General features: G+C 66.3%; 17 protein-coding genes. 9 read left to right on the top strand and 8 right to left on the bottom strand.

What is annotated here, in order from left to right; translation table 11 throughout:
• The first annotated feature begins 80 nt into the window (after positions 1-80).
• A complete protein-coding gene (locus BM133_RS19465; protein ID WP_093437255.1) occupies positions 81-671 on the top strand; it encodes an ORF6N domain-containing protein in 591 nt (196 codons plus the stop codon).
• Positions 672-798: 127 nt separating this feature from the next.
• Here BM133_RS19465 and BM133_RS35540 read toward each other — a convergent pair whose 3' ends face one another.
• Positions 799-1,371, bottom strand: a complete 573-nt coding sequence (locus BM133_RS35540) for a hypothetical protein (RefSeq protein WP_256219272.1) — start codon at positions 1,369-1,371, stop codon at positions 799-801.
• Between the two features lie 23 nt (positions 1,372-1,394).
• Positions 1,395-1,802 carry a hypothetical protein gene (locus tag BM133_RS35535; RefSeq protein ID WP_256219271.1) on the bottom strand — a complete coding sequence of 136 codons (408 nt, stop codon included), beginning with the start codon at positions 1,800-1,802 and terminating at the stop codon, positions 1,395-1,397.
• A 217-nt stretch (positions 1,803-2,019) separates the two neighbouring features.
• On the opposite strand from BM133_RS35535, the gene BM133_RS19455 reads away from it, so the two are divergent.
• From BM133_RS19455 to BM133_RS19440, 4 genes are all read left to right on the top strand, one after another.
• Positions 2,020-3,066, top strand: coding sequence for an SAM-dependent methyltransferase (locus BM133_RS19455; RefSeq protein WP_093437253.1), 1,047 nt, complete (start codon positions 2,020-2,022; stop codon positions 3,064-3,066).
• A 121-nt stretch (positions 3,067-3,187) separates the two neighbouring features.
• On the top strand, positions 3,188-3,979 hold the full coding sequence (locus BM133_RS19450) for a DUF1295 domain-containing protein (RefSeq protein ID WP_093437250.1): 792 nt from the start codon (positions 3,188-3,190) through the stop codon (positions 3,977-3,979).
• A complete protein-coding gene (locus BM133_RS19445; protein ID WP_093437248.1) occupies positions 3,976-4,629 on the top strand; it encodes a DUF6134 family protein in 654 nt (217 codons plus the stop codon). Before BM133_RS19450 ends, BM133_RS19445 begins: the two co-directional genes overlap by 4 nt.
• Before the next feature lie 92 nt (positions 4,630-4,721).
• On the top strand, positions 4,722-5,168 hold the full coding sequence (locus BM133_RS19440) for a cupin domain-containing protein (RefSeq protein WP_093437245.1): 447 nt from the start codon (positions 4,722-4,724) through the stop codon (positions 5,166-5,168).
• A gap of 15 nt (positions 5,169-5,183) precedes the next feature.
• Here the strand turns inward: BM133_RS19440 and BM133_RS19435 are convergent, their stop codons facing one another.
• Positions 5,184-6,524: an MFS transporter gene (locus BM133_RS19435; protein ID WP_093437243.1), complete on the bottom strand. Its 1,341-nt coding sequence runs from the start codon at positions 6,522-6,524 to the stop codon at positions 5,184-5,186.
• A 51-nt stretch (positions 6,525-6,575) separates the two neighbouring features.
• Entirely contained in the window at positions 6,576-8,201 is a 1,626-nt protein-coding gene (locus BM133_RS19430; RefSeq protein ID WP_093437240.1) for a GMC family oxidoreductase, read from the bottom strand.
• 97 nt (positions 8,202-8,298) lie between these two features.
• Here BM133_RS19430 and BM133_RS19425 point away from each other — a divergent pair, with 97 nt between their 5' ends.
• The gene (locus BM133_RS19425; protein WP_093437237.1) at positions 8,299-9,108 is read left to right on the top strand and encodes an IclR family transcriptional regulator; all 810 of its coding nucleotides are present in this window, start codon (positions 8,299-8,301) and stop codon (positions 9,106-9,108) included.
• Positions 9,109-9,266: 158 nt separating this feature from the next.
• Here BM133_RS19425 and BM133_RS19420 read toward each other — a convergent pair whose 3' ends face one another.
• Positions 9,267-10,307 carry a DNA methyltransferase gene (locus BM133_RS19420; RefSeq protein WP_093437234.1) on the bottom strand — a complete coding sequence of 347 codons (1,041 nt, stop codon included), beginning with the start codon at positions 10,305-10,307 and terminating at the stop codon, positions 9,267-9,269.
• Positions 10,300-11,442, bottom strand: coding sequence for a hypothetical protein (locus tag BM133_RS19415; protein ID WP_093437232.1), 1,143 nt, complete (start codon positions 11,440-11,442; stop codon positions 10,300-10,302). The genes BM133_RS19420 and BM133_RS19415 overlap by 8 nt, the downstream gene beginning before the upstream one ends.
• Before the next feature lie 98 nt (positions 11,443-11,540).
• Here BM133_RS19415 and BM133_RS19410 point away from each other — a divergent pair, with 98 nt between their 5' ends.
• From BM133_RS19410 to BM133_RS19400, 3 genes are read left to right on the top strand one after another with little or no spacing between them, the layout of a single operon-like run.
• Positions 11,541-11,984: a DUF4124 domain-containing protein gene (locus BM133_RS19410; protein ID WP_093437230.1), complete on the top strand. Its 444-nt coding sequence runs from the start codon at positions 11,541-11,543 to the stop codon at positions 11,982-11,984.
• A gap of 32 nt (positions 11,985-12,016) precedes the next feature.
• A complete protein-coding gene (locus tag BM133_RS19405) occupies positions 12,017-12,478 on the top strand; it encodes a ribonuclease HI family protein (RefSeq protein ID WP_093437228.1) in 462 nt (153 codons plus the stop codon).
• A gap of 57 nt (positions 12,479-12,535) precedes the next feature.
• Positions 12,536-12,784 carry a DUF3297 family protein gene (locus tag BM133_RS19400; protein WP_093437225.1) on the top strand — a complete coding sequence of 83 codons (249 nt, stop codon included), beginning with the start codon at positions 12,536-12,538 and terminating at the stop codon, positions 12,782-12,784.
• Between the two features lie 10 nt (positions 12,785-12,794).
• Here the strand turns inward: BM133_RS19400 and BM133_RS19395 are convergent, their stop codons facing one another.
• Together BM133_RS19395 and BM133_RS19390 are read right to left on the bottom strand one after the other, a co-directional pair.
• Positions 12,795-13,724 (bottom strand): DUF2272 domain-containing protein, encoded by a 930-nt coding sequence (locus BM133_RS19395; protein WP_093437222.1) that lies wholly within the window; start codon positions 13,722-13,724, stop codon positions 12,795-12,797.
• Between the two features lie 52 nt (positions 13,725-13,776).
• Entirely contained in the window at positions 13,777-15,384 is a 1,608-nt protein-coding gene (locus BM133_RS19390; protein WP_093437220.1) for a carboxypeptidase-like regulatory domain-containing protein, read from the bottom strand.
• Positions 15,385-15,625: the final 241 nt, after the last annotated feature.

Below are 15,625 nucleotides of genomic sequence, written 5' to 3'. Positions count from 1 at the left end.
CGCGTGATGGCGGGGTATCGTTATCGGGAACGTCGCTGGCCTCTGCGGCCACGCACATCCAACCGATGCCACCCACCCCCATGAGCGAAGCCCCTCCCAACGCGCCGCCGCTGCAACCCCGGATCGAAAGCCGCATCCTCTCGCTGCGCGAACAGCGCGTGATGCTGGACTCCGACCTCGCGGTGCTCTACGACGTGCAGACCAAGGTGCTGGTGCAGGCGGTCAAGCGCAATGCCGAGCGCTTTCCGGCCGACTTCATGTTCCAACTCTCGCCCAAGGAGTGGGCGGCTTTGAGGTCACAAACCGTGACCTCAAACCCCGGCCGCGGCGGTCGGCGCACGGCGCCTTACGTGTTCACCGAGCAGGGCGTGGCGATGCTGTCGTCGGTGCTCGGCAGCCCGCGCGCCATCGCGGTGAACATCGAGATCATGCGCACCTTCGTGCGCGTGCGCGCGCTGATCGCCACGCACCAGGACCTGGCCAAGCGCCTGAGCGAGCTGGAGCAGAAGACCGAGCAGATCGATATGCGGCAGGACGCCTTCAGCCGGAATACGCGCAATCAATTGCTGCAGGTGTTCGAGGCGATCAAGGCGCTGACGGTGCCGGATGATCCGCCGAGGCGGGCTATTGGGTTTGGGACGGGGGAGGAGAAGGCGAAGCCAAAAAAATAGTGGAACCGCGAACAACGGGGCGCCGCTATTTGTGACTGCGGCTCAGCAATGGCCATGACCGATGTCAGCTTTTAAAAGCGATGACGCTCGGCAATGTGTATTTAATTAGATCGACAAGCGAACGATTTTATTTATTCAAAGCTTTGATGTAATTTTTTTGGGCGCGAGCGAAGGCCTCGTCTATTTTTTCGCCCCAACCATCGGCTAAAGATAATACGAGTTCTAATTTGTATCTTCCATCGACGGGATTATTTGAAAGCGTTTCTGATAAAAACAATGGGAGCTTTGCTGCTTCATCAATAATTCTTCCGGCCGTCCCAATGAAAAGATTTTGTAATTCATAAAATATTTCATCGGTGCTTGTGAAGCGAACCTCTTCCTCCCAATTTAGCGAACTTTGGCACATCTCACTAAATAAACGGGCCGTGACAACAATATCTTTGTCGTTTCCTGGTGTTCCGGGTTCGCCCCAAGCGCGGGAGAATTCATTATTCGCTAGCTCAGTAAACGCCTTGCTGATGGATGTAATTTCTCCGAGTTTAAGTTGAAACCATGAAATAAATTCTTTATGGTTGATCTTCGAGTTGGGTTTGACGTATAGGCCACGCTTCAATGCGCCCCATCGCTGTAGCACGGGCTCCATTTCGAATCGTAATACCTCTGCTGTCAGTCGATATTCCCAATAATCGTCCTTTTCCAAAATTAATCGCTCTGCAAGATAACTCAGGCGCCCAAATTCTTCGAGGTGTCGAGCTTCATATTTTTGCCTGAGTTTGACGGCGGTTTTCCAACTTGCTCAGAAATTGAGCGCTCGTGGTCGCGTTGCCATTCAAACAAAAGGCCCGACGGATATTTCAATGGATCATCATCTACTAGTTTATGGCAGTTGCCACAAAGCCAGATGGCATTTGAAATTGCGCTTCGATCCGCTGAGGACATTTTTTCGTCATATCGAGCAGATCCCAAGTTGGCCCCGTAGATGTGTGCAGCTTCTCCAATATTCACTGAATCCAGTGAGGCCAATGAGGGGCCACTAGTTATCGCACCGCAGTTGGGGTTTGAGCACTGATTCGCGGCTCTTTTTGCTATTGTGGATATGACCGCTTGTTTGAATTTATCTTCGGCTGCCATGGCGTGTTATTGATTATTAAAAAGAGGAGTTTTAAATTAATGCGAGTCCAAAGGGTGAAAAATGAGCCCCGAGAGCATCCGGTTTTTCTTCAGCCAACGCAATAGCTCATTGGACGCACGCGCCGCGGCTCGAAAAACCGAGCCTCATCCAAACCGGCTCCAACTGCGTACATCTCCCAACAGCACTCACCCGACGTGCCCTCGAGGAGAACCCGCCATGCCCCAAACCCTCACCTCCGCCCTCCACTGGGCAGAAAAAGGCCTGATCCCCGACCCCTTCCTCCGCCGAGGCATCCGCCGCCTCCTCAGGGACCGTCTGACCGAGTTGCAGGCCGGCAATCCCTTGGCCATCGCTGACCTCACGCAGGCCTTCCTCACCCAGATGCGCTCCTCCCACCTGGCCCCTCTCCCAGAAAAAGCCAACGAACAACACTACGAAGTCCCCGCCGCCTTCTTCGCCCAGGTCCTCGGCAACCACCGCAAATACAGCAGCTGCTACTGGCCCGAAGGCACCCACACACTGGAGCAAGCCGAATCCGCCGCCCTCACCGCCACCTGCGAACGCGCCGGCCTCATCGACGGTCAAGACATCCTGGAGCTGGGCTGCGGCTGGGGCTCCCTCACCCTGTGGATGGCCGAGAAGTACCCCAATAGCTGGATCACAGCCCTCTCCAACTCCAATTCCCAACGCGAATACATCGAAGCCCAGGCCGCGCAGCGAGGCCTCGCCAACGTCCGCGTGCTGACCCGCGACATCAACGCCTTCGACACCGACGAGCGCTACGACCGCATCGTCTCCGTCGAAATGTTCGAGCACCTGCGCAACTGGCCGCAGGCCTTCGCCAATGTCGCGCGGTGGCTCAAGCCGGAGGGCCGTTTCTTCATGCACGTCTTCGCTCACCGCGAGGCGCCGTACCCCTTCGAGGTGCGCGATGCGAGCGACTGGATGAGCAAGTACTTCTTCGCCGGCGGCATGATGCCCAGCGACGATCTCGCGCTGCACTGCCAGGACGACCTGCGCCTCTTGCGCCGCTGGCGCTGGGAGGGCAGCCACTACCAGCGCACCGCCGAGGCGTGGCTTCGCAACATGGACGCGCGCCGCGACGAGCTGCGCCCGCTGTTCCAGGCCACCTACGGCGCCGAGGCCAACGTGTGGTGGACGCGCTGGCGGCTGTTCTTCATGTCGGTGGCGGAGCTGTTCGGTTTCGATGGCGGGCAGCGCTGGTGGGTCAGCCACTACCTCTTCGAGCGGCGCGCGTCATGAGGCTCGCCCCCAGGCCTCGCGCACTTCGTGTCGCTTCTCCTTCCCCCTACCGGGGGCAACACCGATGGCCCGGCGAAGCCGGTTCCATGGTGTTCCTCGAAAGTGCGGAAGTGGCTGTCTCATGAGCGGTATCGCCCTGGCTGGATTGGCATGGACCGCGCTGGTCGTGCTGCTGACCTGGCTCGCCAGCCTCGCGCGCCATGACGTGAGCCTCGTGGACCGCGTGTGGCCCGTCTGCATCGTCGGCGCGGGCCTCGTCTACTTCGCGCTGCTGCCGGGCCACACGCCGCGGGGCCTCTGCATGGCAGTGTTGGGCACGGCCTGGGCGGTGCGGCTTTGCCTCTACATCACCTGGCGCAACTGGGGACATGGCGAAGACCGCCGCTACCAGGCCATCCGCGCGCGCAACCAGCCGGGCTTCGCGTTCAAGAGCCTGTACCTCGTGTTCGCGTTGCAGGCGGTGCTCGCGTGGTTCGTCTCCGCGCCGTTCCTGCCGGGCATGGCAGCGGCGCGGCCGATCGGGTGGATCGACATCGCGGGCATCGCGCTCGCGCTCTTCGGCCTTTTCTTCGAGGCCATCGGCGATGCGCAGATGGCGCGCTTCAAGGCCAACGCCGCGAACGAAGGCAAGGTGATGGACCGCGGTCTCTGGCGCTACACGCGCCACCCCAACTACTTCGGCGAGGCCTGCGTCTGGTGGGGCCTGTGGCTCATCGCCATCGGCGGCGCGGGCTTGAGCGGCGCGGCGTGGACCGTCGTCTCGCCGCTGCTCATGACCTGGCTGTTGTTGCGCGTCTCGGGCGTGCGCATGCTCGAAGCCGACATCGGCGAGCGCCGCCCCGCGTACCGCGCGTACATCGCGCGCACCAATGCTTTCGTGCCGGGGCCGGTGCGTAACTCCAAGGCACCATGAGAAAAGAACCTTGGCGCTTCGCGCTGACGTTGCTGGCGTTGCTGGCAAGCAGTGCCGCATCCGCAAACGGACCCGCGAGCGGCGAGTGGAACTTCCGCGTGCTGCTCGACGATTCGCCCATCGGCGAGCATCGCTTCACGCTCGCCGCCAACGGCGAAGAGCGCAGGCTGACGAGCGAGGCCGAGTTCGCGGTCAAGCTGCTGGGCATCACGGTCTATCGCTACCGTCACACCGCCACCGAGCAGTGGCGCGGCGACTGCCTCCGGCAACTGGTGTCGAAGACCGATGACGACGGTACGCCCGAGAAGGTGAATGCCGAGGCGGCCGGCGACAGCGCGCTGGCCGTCGTCACGCCCAAGGGCACGCAATCGCTCGACGGTTGCGTGATGAGCTTCGCCTACTGGAACCCGGCCATCCGCCAGCAGGAGCGGCTGCTCAACGCGCAGAACGGCAAGTTCGAAGCGGTGCAGGTGAGCCGCGCGGGCAGCGGCACGGTGCAAGTGCGCGGCCAGCCGGTGGCGGCCACGCGCTGGCGCATCGCGACGCCGGCGCAGCCCATCGACGTCTGGTACTCGCAGCAGGGCGAGTGGGTGGGGCTGGACTCCACCGTCGGCGGCAACCGCAAGCTCAGCTACCGCCTGAAGCCGTAGCGCTGCTTCGTCGCCTCGCGTCATGGAAGGGATTTATCTTTTTCCCGGAACGCCATAGAGTCCCGGCCTGGGCATCAACGAAGGAGACGCACATGAGCAGCAGCGAAGTGATCAAGGCGGGCCAGCTGGAGATTCGCTACCTGGTCGATGGCACCGCGACCGGCGGCCTCGGCGTCTTCGAGCTCACCCTGCCGCCGGGCGCCAACGTGCCGCCGCCGCACAGCCACCGGGACAACGAAGAGTTCTTCTACGTCGTGGAGGGCTCGGTCACCTATTCGGTCGATGCCGAAACGCGCGAACTCCAGCCCGGCGAATGGATGTCGACGCCGCGCGGCTCGGTGCATGGCTTTCGCAACGGCGGATCGCAAACGGCACGCGCCCTCGTCGTGCTGACGCCGGACATCGGCGCGGCGTACTTCCGGGAGGTCGCGGCCGTGGTCAACGTGGGCGGGCCGCCCGACCGGGCGGCACTGGTCGCGGTGATGTCGCGCTACGGGCTCACGCCGGCTGCGCCGCCGCAGGCCGCGGCAGCCGGCTGAACCGGTTGCACCGGATCAACGCGAGGCGACTGCCCTGGGCGCATCGACCGGATCGACCGCATCCGCCGCATCTGCGGGTGACGGACTGCGCCCGATCATCCACGCGCACAGCGCCGACACCGCCCCCGCGAACAGCACGTACATGCAGATCTGCCACGGCTCGCCGCCGCCCGATTTGAGCAGCGCGGTCGCGATGATCGGCGTGATGCCCGAGGCGAAGATGCCCGAGAACTGGTAGACGAAACTGATGCCCGTGTAGCGCACCTTCGCGTCGAACAGATCGCAGAAGAGGGCGGCTTCCGGTCCGTACACCGAGGCGTACAGAATGCCGAACGGCACGATGATCGCGAGCCACACCAGGAGCACGTTGCCCCCGCTGTGCGTCATGAGCCAGAAGCCGGGGAAGGCCGACACCGCGGTGATGATCGATCCCCACATGTAGACCTTGCCGCGCCCCATCCTGTCGGAGAGCCGGCCGAAGAAGGGAATGAAGAAGATCATCACGATCGCCGCAGCCATCACGCCAAGCAGTGCATCGGTGCGGCTGATCTTGATCGTGCTCGTGAGGTAGTTGATCGAGAACACGCCGAAGATGTTGAAGAACACCCCGTCGATGTAGCGCGCGCCCATGCCCTTCAACACATTGCCGGGGTAGCGGCGGATCATGTCCATGAACGGAATGCGCAGCTCCGCGTTGCGCGCCTTCACGGCCGCGAACTCGGGCGTTTCCTGCACGTGCAGGCGGATGTACATGCCCACCAGAACCATCACGCCGGAAATGAGGAACGCGATGCGCCAGCCCCAGGCCATGAACTGCGCGTCGGTGAGGAGGGACGACAGCAGCGCCACCACGCCCGAGGCCAGGCACAGGCCAATGGCCAGCCCGATCTGCGGGAGCGAGGCATAGAAGCCGCGCTTGTCCTTGGGCGCATATTCGTACGCCATGAGCACCGCGCCGCCCCATTCGCCGCCCAGGCCGATGCCCTGCGCCACGCGAAGCAGCAAGAGCAGCACGGGCGCCGCGATGCCGATCTGCGCATAGGTAGGCACCAGGCCGATGAGGAAGGTGGCCACGCCCATGATCATCAGCGTGATGATGAGCATGCTCTTGCGGCCGATCTTGTCGCCGAAGTGGCCGAAGATCACGCCGCCCAAGGGCCGCGTGACGAATCCCACCGCGAAGGTCGTGTAGGCCAGCAGGACCGACACCACCGGGTCGCTGCCCGGAAAGTACAGCTTGCTGAACACGATGCCGGCCACCACGCCGTACAGGAAGAAGTCATACCACTCGATGGTGGCGCCCACCAGGGCGGAGATGACCACCCTGCGAATCGCTTTCTCGTCGGTTGCGCTCATGTGTTTGTCTCCAATGCGTTGTTGTCGTGGCGGCCTCTGCGGGCCTTTTTTTCAGGAACCCCTGGCGTCCTCTCTGATCAGCTCGACGGCCTTCTCGGCCATCATCACGGCGGGTGCGTTGGTGTTGCCCGACACCAGCGTCGGCATCGCCGAGCAATCGATGACCCGCAGGCCCGCGATGCCGTGCACGCGAAGGCGTGCATCGACGACCGCGAGCGGGTCGCTGCCCATGCGGCAGGTGCCGGTGGGGTGGAAGATGGTGGCGCCGTTGTTGCGGCAGAACTCGAGCAGGTCTTCGTCGCTCGATGCATCGGGGCCGGGCTTCACTTCGCGCTTCACGTAGGGGCGCATCGCGGGCGCATCGGCAATGGCGCGTGCGGCCCGCACGCCGGCCACGGTGGTCGCGCGGTCGAGTTCGGTCGCCAGGTAGTTGGGCTGCATCTCGGGCGGCTCGGCCGCATCGAGCGAGCGGATGCGGATGTGCCCGCGCGATTCGGGCCGCAACTGGCACACCGACATCGTGAAGCCCGAGTACGGATGCACCTTGCCGCCGGCCATGTCGGCCGAGAGCGTGGCCACGTGGAACTGGATGTCGGGCGTGGCGGCGACCGGCTTGCCGTGTTCGTCCTTCAGCGCGCGCATGAAGCAGCCGCCCTGGTTGATGCCGACCGCGAGCGGGCCGGTGCGATGCAGAAGCCACTCCATGCCCATGCCGATCTGGCCGATCCACGAGTTGAGCTGGTCGTTGGTGGTGATGGGCTTCGTGCACTCGTAGCCGAGGCGAATCTGCAGATGGTCCTGCAGGTTCTCGCCGACGCCGGCGAGGTCGTGCACCACCGGAACGCCGAGGCGATCGAGCAGCGCGCGCGGCCCGATGCCCGAGAGCTGCAAGAGCTGCGGCGACTGGATCGAGCCGGCCGACAGCAGCACCTCGGCGCGGCAGCGCGCGGTCTTGAGTTCTCCGCCTTGCCGGTAGGTGATGCCGACGGCGCGGCGGCCTTCGAACACCAGCTTGCCCGCGAGCGCATCCGTCTCGATGCGCAGGTTGGGGCGGTGCTTCGCGGGCGTGAGGTAGGCCTTGGCGGTGCTGCAGCGCCAGCCCTTGTGCGTGGTCAGCTGGTAGTAGCCCGCGCCTTCCTGGGCAGCGCCGTTGAAGTCTTCGATGCGCGGCACGCCGGTCTGCTGCGCGCCGCCGATGAAGGCCTCGATGAGCTCGTGCTTCGCCGCGATGTCCGACACCTTCAGCGGCCCGTCGCCGCCGTGGAAGGCATCGCCGCCGCGCTGGTTGCCTTCGGACTTGATGAAGTAGGGCAGCACGTCGTCGTAGCCCCAGCCGGCGTTGCCGAGCGCGGCCCAGTGGTCGTAGTCCTCGCGCTGGCCGCGGATGTAGATGAGGCCGTTGATCGCGCTCGAGCCGCCCAGCGTCTTGCCGCGCGGCCAGTAGATGCGCCGGCCGTTCATGTTCGGATCGGGGTCGGTCTCGAAGCGCCAGTTGTAGGTGGGGCTCCACATCGTCTTGCCGTAGCCGATGGGCAGGTGGATCCAGAGCGACCGGTCGGGCGGCCCGGCTTCGAGCAGCAGCACGCGCGTGGCGGGGTCTTCGCTCAGCCGGCCCGCCAGCACGCAGCCGGCCGATCCGGCGCCGACGACGATGTAGTCGAACTCTTCATCACGCATGCAGGGCACCCGGGGAGTGGAACAATCGCTTCCGATCCGCCGCATCCTAGGTTATTGTTTTTCGGAACGCAATGTTCCATTTTTAAGGTTTACCCGCATGCCACGAGCCGCGCGCGCGCCTGCCGCAGTGATTCCTGCCGCTCCCTTGGTTGTCGAGGAATCGACCTCCGGGTCATCTGCCGAGCGCAGCCTGCGGCTGCTGGCTCTGCTGGCCAACGAAGGCCGTGCGTTGACGCTCGCCGACCTGGCCGCGCAGCTCGGGCTGCCCAAGGGGACGGCGCATCGCATCTGCACGCAGTTGCTGGCCACGGGTTTCCTGGCGCGCGACGTGGACGAGCGCTCGTTCAGCGTGGGCCCGGCGCTGCGCAAGCTGGCGTTCGACACGCTGAACCACGGCGTGGTGCGCGGGCTGCGGCACGAGGTGCTGTCCGAGCTCGTGCGCAAGGTCGGCGAGACCTGCAACCTCACCACGCTCGATGGCGCGCAGGTGCTGTACCTCGATCGCGTCGAGGCGCAATGGCCGCTGCGCCTGACGCTCGACGTGGGCTCGCACGTGCCGCTGCACTGCACCGCGAGCGGCAAGCTCTTTCTCGCGCAGATGCCGAAGACGGCGCGGGATGCGCTCATCGACAACTTGCCGCTCGAACGCATGACGGCGAACACCATTACCAAGGCCGATGCACTGCGTGCCGAGTGCGACGAGATCGCCAGGCGCGGCTACTCGCGCGACCGCGAGGAGTTCATCGCGGGGCTGGTGGCGGTGGCTGTTCCCGTGCGCGATGCGGCGGGCGAGGTGCGCGCGGCGCTGGCGGTGCATGCGCCGACGGCGCGGATGTCGATGGAGGATGCGGTCAAGCGCATCGATGCGCTGAAGGCGGCTGCGGGGAAGATGAGCGGTTTGCTCTGAGGGCGCGTGCGCAGGCCACCGGGTGCTCCCCTCCGCGAATGTCCCCCGGCCCGCGGCCTCCTCCTTGATTTCGCTGCGGGGAGCACCCGATGCCCTGCGCACTACAGGCGCTGTCGTTGCGCCGGGCGATCAACCGCTGCGGCGATCGAACGCGTGGCTCATTGCTCGTAGCAGATGTCCAGCCTGACGAGGGCGCCGTGGCTGTCGATGCGGTCGGCGCGAAAGTAGTAGCGGCCGCGGTAGCTGTCCAGGTGAAGGGGCAGGGCGACGGGGTCGCCCCAGCTCGTCAGTGCGAAGCCTTGATCGCGCAGCCATTGCAGCAGGGCGTTCAGGCGCTGCGGGTCTGCGTCTGCGCGGATGTCGGCGTCTGCGGGTGGCGTGCCTTGAGGGTCTTGCTGCCATCGCGCGAAGCTGCCGAGCAATGTGAAGGCGTGCCCTTGTGTGCGCAGGGCGTCGAGCAGCGTGGCGGTGGCTTGCAGGTCGATGCGCTCGCGCTGCTTGCGGAACACCAATGCGTATTCGTGGCGACGGTCGGTGCGTGCATCGGCATCGGTTTCATCGCTCTCGTGCGGATAGATGAGCACGCGCTCCTCTTCCATCACGAAGAGCGAGCCCAGGATGCGCGCGAGATCGAAGGCGAGGGGCAGCACGCGGTCGTTGAGGCGGATGTTTTCCACCATCGCGATGCAGGCGCCACCTTCGCGCAGGCCCGCGCGGACGCGGTAGAAAACATCGCGCAGGCCATTGAGGTGTTGCGCGTAGCTCTGGCTGCCGTAGAGCTGGGAGGCCGCGGGCGCGCCGGGCCAGCGGCAGCCGAAGAAGGGCACGTTGGTGAGGCACAGGTCGAAGGGCGGGAGCGCGGTGTCGTCGAACGCATCGCACGAGCCGTGCAGGAGCGTCGTGCCATGCGTGAAGTCATGACGTGCCAGCCGCTCATGGATGAGGTCGATGCGGCCGGCATCCACTTCGCAGCCCGAAGCCGCCCGGCCTTCGAGCCGCGCCGCCAACAACGTCGTGCCGAAGCCCGCGAACGGATCGAACACCGTCTCGCCCGGTTGCGAGAACTGCCGCACGAAGGGCAGCATCTGCTCGACCCATCCGCAGTCGCGCCCGCCCATCGGATCTTGCGCGCGCAGGTCGTCCGGCAGCCGGTAGCGCGGCGATTCGCGGTCGAGCATCAGCCAGCTGTGGCTAGCCATGGGAAAGAGCCCGTTCGCTGCGGGTGTCGAGCAGCACGTCGTGTCCCGGCTCCCAGCCTGCGCAGAGCTGGCCGTCCGCAAAGTAGACGAGTTTGTAGATATCGCCGGTCGCATGGCGTTCGTGCATGGCGCCGTAGTCGGCGCTTTCGAAGACGACGTTCAGCCCGCTCGCGGTGCGCAGGTGCAGGTTCCAGAAGTAGTAGCCCTCGGTGAGGCTTTCGAGGGTCCACCCGCGCGAGACCCCGGGGTCGTCGAGGCAGGCGGTCAGCAGTGCATCCATCGACACACGTTCGGCGCGCAGGTAGCGCGCGGTGGCGTTGTCGCGGTAGCCGTCGTCCAGGCGCGAGAACTCGCGGAAGACGACGGTGCCGGCGCCGCATTCCCGCGCCCATGCGAGGTAGGCGGCCACGTCGTGCGGCTGCGCGACGCCGCCGCGCTGCAGGATGCACACGAGGCGCAGTGGAACGGCATCGGCCAGGTGCCGCGCGGTGCGCTCGAACACGGCCTGGTCGCCGATCGCCACGTCGGGGCGGAACCGCATGATGGTCTGGTTGATTGCGCCGTCGTGGTGATGGCGGGACAGCTCCAGCCAACTCAGGCCGAAGCGCTGCAGCGCGCGCCGCAGCACCTGGCCCTGCGGTGCGGCGAAGCCGGCACCGTTGGTGTAGAGCACGCGGTCTTCGATGACCGGGCCGTCGCTTTCGCTTGCAGTGAGCGTTTGGAGCAGCCGAAGCATCCAGTCGGCATCGTCGCTGGTCTCCAGGCCCGAGAGCGACCACGAGAGCGGCACGCCGCGCAAGGCTCGCAGCGCGCGGGCGAGGCCTTCGAAGTAATCGGACGCCGGCCGCAGCCGCGAGGCCGGCGTTCCGCCCTCGGTCTTGCGCAGGTTCTCCGAGCAGAAGCTGCAGCGCGCCGAGCAGGGCCGCACGGACGCATACGGCGTGAAGGTGATGGGCTGCGCAAAGCGCCGCTCGGCGCCGCCGATGGTGTGCGTGTGCCAGCGCGCGGCTTCATGCAGGGGCGGTGCGCGACGGATCAACTGGCCTACCGATTCGCGCAGCCGCTCGAACAGTGGCGAGCCCGCGCTGCGCGGCAGGTCCGCAAGGGCAACTTCGAGGAGATTGGCAGGGCGCATGGCGGGCGTGGGAGGAGGGCGAAAATCGCAGCACCCGCAACGATACGACAGCGCCGCCGCCGATTGGGAAATAGCGCGCAATCTGTTAGAACCGCCAGATGCGCACCTCCCTCGTCCTCATCCCGCTCCTGTTCGCCGCCCTGGCCGCGAATGCGGACGTGGTGCGTTGCACCGATGCCAACGGGAAGATCTCGTACACCGATGGCAAGTGCCCGTCGGACAGCAAGCAGTCGCGGCAGGTGGCGATCGACGAGACGCCGCCACCGCCGGTTCCGATGCCGCGTCCGCAGAGCGAGGAATCGCGGCCGCCGACCTACACGCCGCCGCCGGTCGCCGCGCCGTCGGGTCCGGCCATCATTCCGCGCAACCCCATCGCCGAGGCGCCGCCGACCGACCCGCCGGTGTACATCCTCGGGCCCGAGCCCTATTACGACGGACCGCAGCGACACGCCAACCGTCCGCCCCGCGTGCGCGATCCGGGGCCGCCGCCCGGCCAGCGGCCGTGCCAGAACCTCGCAGGCATCAAGCGCAGCAACTGCTGAAGACCGCAGGGCGCAGGCCCCGCATTCCATCCATGCCTCTTCCCGCGCCCGAGCACCCGCGCCACTGGACCGTCCATTGCGACGGCAGCGCCATGCCCAACCCGGGCCGCATGGGCATCGGTGCGGTCGTCACGCAGCCCGACGGCACCCGCCACACGCTCTCGCAGGCCACGCACACGACCGGCTGCAACAACGAGGCCGAGCTGCGCGCGCTCACGCTCGCCCTGCAGGAGGCGCGCGCCCGCGGCGCGCGCGCCGTGGTGGCATACAGCGACAACAGCACCCTGGTCGAGCAGCTCGGCACGGCCGATGCCCGGCCGATCGCGCGCCTGGCACCGCTCTACGACGACGCCCGCGCATTGCTCGGCACGTTCGACGAAGCCCGCGTGCAATGGATTCCGCGCCATCGCAACGGCGAGGCCGATGCGCTGGCCCGCGCCGCCCTCGGCGCAGGGCCGAAGCCGCCGCCCAAGCCCTGGAAAAAGCGGCGCTAGAAAGCGGCGTTGACCGAGGTCCTTATCATTCGGGTCGTTCCCGAACCACAGACTCCCATGACCGAAGAAACAACCCGTCCGCCCCTTCCCGATCGTCTCTGCACCGATGCGCGCAGCCCGCACCACGTGGCGGCCGTCTTCGAATTCCCCATCGGCATCCGCTTCAACGGCAAGGAGCGGCTGGACGTGGAGGAGTACTGCATCAGCGAAGGCTGGATCAAGGTGCCGGCGGGCAAGGCGGTGGACCGCAAGGGCTACCCGCTGCTGCTGAAACTCAAGGGCACGGTCGAGGCCTACTACCGCTGAAGCCGTTCCCTCAGCGCCACTGCAGCAGCAGCGACCACGGCTGGCGGCTCATGTGGCGGTCGATGCACCCGGCCACGCCCGTTGCATTGACCGTGCATCCCTCGGGCAGGTAGCTGGGGTCCAGCAACTTCGTACCGGGCGCGAATGCCAGGCGCCGCAGGGTGACCGACTGGATCACGTTGCCGCCCACGGTGTCGAAGCCCGTGGCATCGACACCCACCACCACATCGCAATGCATGGGCAGCGCCTCGCCGCCCGTGGGGCGCTGGGCCAGCACTTCGCCGATGCGCTCGAAGGTGTCGTAGCCCGCGCCGATGCCGCGCGCCTGGCAGACCAGGTCGCCCACGCGCGGCGGCGTGCGCATCAGGTCGCAGGCGCGCATCGCGTAGCGCGTCGGCCGGCCCGCGGCTTCGTCCAGGCCCGCTCTCCACGCGGCGCCGGCATAGTCGGCATGCGCTTCGGAGAAAACGAACTCGTCCGCGCCGAGCCCGGCCCGCTGCGCGAGCCAGCTGATGAAGGCGGCGGACCATGGCGCATCGATCACCGCGGCGCGGCTCAATGCGGCGTCGATGGATTGCGGCTCCGATGAATCGGGCGCGGCATCCGGGTCGGTGCCGCGAAGGCGCACGCCGGTCGCCTGCCAGTAGCCGAGCACGCGCTGCCAGGGTGCGAGCTCCTGCGCGGTGGCGCGGAAGTCTTCGGCCTCCCACGCGCCGGCATAGGTGAGGCGGCCCTCGGCATCCATGGTCTGGCCGCCGAAGGCCTGGTGCTCCTGTTGCGCGAAGGTGGCCATCGCGAGTGCGCGGGAGGGCGAAGGGATCTGCGTGGCGGTGTCCAGGCAGGCCGCCGCCGACGCGGTGCCCGATGCCGCCAGCCAGAAAAGAAAAACGCCCACGGCCAGGCTCTTCGGAGATGAAGAAATGGCGGTGGGCGGATTCATGGCGAAGGAGCATAGCCCGTCGGGCCATGCACCGGTCGCCATGCGCCTCCTGCTAGTTGCAGTACTGCGCGTCGTTGTCGGTGTTGACCGGCGCGGGCGGATCGGCCAGGAACTGCTGCACGGGGACGACGGTCGCCTGGCAGTTCGCATCGGTGGTCAGGTCGAACACATGCCAGATGGGCGTCGACGAGGTCTCCCCGGCCGGCGGAGCGAAGATCGACTGCGCGCCGCGGTTGGCCACCTCTATCCGTGCCGGAGAGCCCGTCTGCCCTGGGTCGAAGGTGCCGGAATAGTTGTGGACGACGAACCGGTAGGTGCGGTTCTTCGCGAGCTTCGCGAACGTGGTGACCTCGGGGCCGAAGCTGAACCGGTCGTCCACATCGAGGCCGATGAACGGCGCCTCGGTGAGCGAGCCCTTGTTCTCGAAATACACCAGCTCGTTGGCGTTCGCGCCGAAGGTGTACGAGTCCAGGTCCAGGGGGAGTGCTCCCCAGGTCAGCTTGACCGAAACCGCCGAGCGCGTGAGCGTCAGGCAGCCGTCGAGCGCGAAGTCTGCGTCGCCGATGGACACCGTGGGCGCGTTGGAGATCTCGGTCGCGGTGCTGGCGATGACGAAGGCCGCGCTCGTGCGCTTGGCCTGCACCGAGAACTCGCCGTTCGCGTTGGTCAGCGCCGTGGCCATGCCGGTGTACGACTTGCCTTCGGAGGCGACCAGTGCACCGCTCACGCGTTCACCAGCCGCGTTCTGCACGCAGCCGTTGATGCGCACGGTGTTGTAGATCTGGTCCGCGTTCCAGGTCGTGAAGTGCGTGACCGTGCCTTCGTAGTACTGCGAAGGCGCGGTGCCCTGCAGCGTGGCCGTGCCCTCCTGCACCCAGAGGCCCGAGACGGTGTCGTAGTGGAAGAGCGGCACGCTGGGCGGCAGCTCGTCGGCGCGCGAGGAGGGCGCAATGCGCACCGTGGCGTCCATGCCGGCCGCAAGGTTCAGCGGGGCGCCGTCGGCATCGACGAAGCTCGCGTCCAGGGCGCCGAAGCTCTCGATCGGCGCACTGCCGCCGTCCGTGCCGGCCAGGTAGTTGCCGGGCATCACGTTGACGTCGCTCGCGGGTGCGATGGGCGTGACGCGTGCGGTCACCGGGCCGGTGGGCGCGCTGCCGTCGGCGCGGCGCAGCGAGTTCGCGCGCAGGCGGACCATGGCGGTGGAGCCGGGCACGACGATGTCGTGCGCGGTTTGCGGATCGAAGGTCTCCGTCACCGCCACCGGCAGCATGGGGATGTTGATGACCGTCGACGAACCCGAGCCCGACAGTGCTGCGGTCGCGCGGCTCTGCGGCACCATGCCGGCCTTCGCGAAGCTCAGCAGCACCGACGCGGCGGGCGCGATCTCGGTGAGGGTGTAGCTGCCGTCGGCGGCGGTAACGGTGGACGATGAGCCGGTGCTGACAGTGACCTGGCCCACGCCTTCGCCGCTGATCGCGTTCGTGACGCGGCCGGTGACCTTGGCTTTCTCTACCGGCGGCGGGGGCGGTGGGTTCTGCTCCGGCGGCGGCGGCACCGGGATGATCGGGTAGTACACCTCGCCGCTGCCTCCGCCTCCGCAGGCTGCGACGGTCAGGGCGCCCAGGACGGCTGCAGTGGCCGCCCACAGTTTGAATTTCATGATGATCCCCTCTCTCTCTGGATGAACGATTTGTGAAGCCATGTCGCAGGCTCGAATCGCCAGCCGGCAGGGCTGCCCGATGGTGCTGAGCACGGGCTCGCGCCGCCAGTGCCGAAGGGCACATGTCAAAAGACACGTGAGGAAAGGCACGTGAGGAAAGGCACATGAAGAAGGACACGTGCCGAAAGACACGTGTCGAAAGTCACCCCGGATGCGAGAGGTGGCCCCGCGAGGCCCGTGA

The sequence above is a fragment of the Variovorax sp. 770b2 genome, from assembly GCF_900115685.1.
Taxonomy (GTDB): domain Bacteria; phylum Pseudomonadota; class Gammaproteobacteria; order Burkholderiales; family Burkholderiaceae_C; genus Variovorax.
This window is presented reverse-complemented; position numbering and strand designations above follow the sequence as displayed.

Bases quoted from the DNA above. Each gene is read 5' to 3' on its own strand.
- BM133_RS19465 (WP_093437255.1), top strand. From the start codon at position 81: ATGAGCGAAGCCCCTCCCAACGCGCCGCCGCTGCAACCCCGGATCGAA.
- BM133_RS35535 (WP_256219271.1), bottom strand. From the start codon at position 1,802: ATGGCAGCCGAAGATAAATTCAAACAAGCGGTCATATCCACAATAGCA.
- BM133_RS19455 (WP_093437253.1), top strand. From the start codon at position 2,020: ATGCCCCAAACCCTCACCTCCGCCCTCCACTGGGCAGAAAAAGGCCTG.
- BM133_RS19450 (WP_093437250.1), top strand. From the start codon at position 3,188: ATGAGCGGTATCGCCCTGGCTGGATTGGCATGGACCGCGCTGGTCGTG.
- BM133_RS19445 (WP_093437248.1), top strand. From the start codon at position 3,976: ATGAGAAAAGAACCTTGGCGCTTCGCGCTGACGTTGCTGGCGTTGCTG.
- BM133_RS19440 (WP_093437245.1), top strand. From the start codon at position 4,722: ATGAGCAGCAGCGAAGTGATCAAGGCGGGCCAGCTGGAGATTCGCTAC.
- BM133_RS19435 (WP_093437243.1), bottom strand. From the start codon at position 6,524: ATGAGCGCAACCGACGAGAAAGCGATTCGCAGGGTGGTCATCTCCGCC.
- BM133_RS19430 (WP_093437240.1), bottom strand. From the start codon at position 8,201: ATGCGTGATGAAGAGTTCGACTACATCGTCGTCGGCGCCGGATCGGCC.
- BM133_RS19425 (WP_093437237.1), top strand. From the start codon at position 8,299: ATGCCACGAGCCGCGCGCGCGCCTGCCGCAGTGATTCCTGCCGCTCCC.
- BM133_RS19420 (WP_093437234.1), bottom strand. From the start codon at position 10,307: ATGGCTAGCCACAGCTGGCTGATGCTCGACCGCGAATCGCCGCGCTAC.
- BM133_RS19415 (WP_093437232.1), bottom strand. From the start codon at position 11,442: ATGCGCCCTGCCAATCTCCTCGAAGTTGCCCTTGCGGACCTGCCGCGC.
- BM133_RS19410 (WP_093437230.1), top strand. From the start codon at position 11,541: ATGCGCACCTCCCTCGTCCTCATCCCGCTCCTGTTCGCCGCCCTGGCC.
- BM133_RS19405 (WP_093437228.1), top strand. From the start codon at position 12,017: ATGCCTCTTCCCGCGCCCGAGCACCCGCGCCACTGGACCGTCCATTGC.
- BM133_RS19400 (WP_093437225.1), top strand. From the start codon at position 12,536: ATGACCGAAGAAACAACCCGTCCGCCCCTTCCCGATCGTCTCTGCACC.
- BM133_RS19395 (WP_093437222.1), bottom strand. From the start codon at position 13,724: ATGAATCCGCCCACCGCCATTTCTTCATCTCCGAAGAGCCTGGCCGTG.
- BM133_RS19390 (WP_093437220.1), bottom strand. From the start codon at position 15,384: ATGAAATTCAAACTGTGGGCGGCCACTGCAGCCGTCCTGGGCGCCCTG.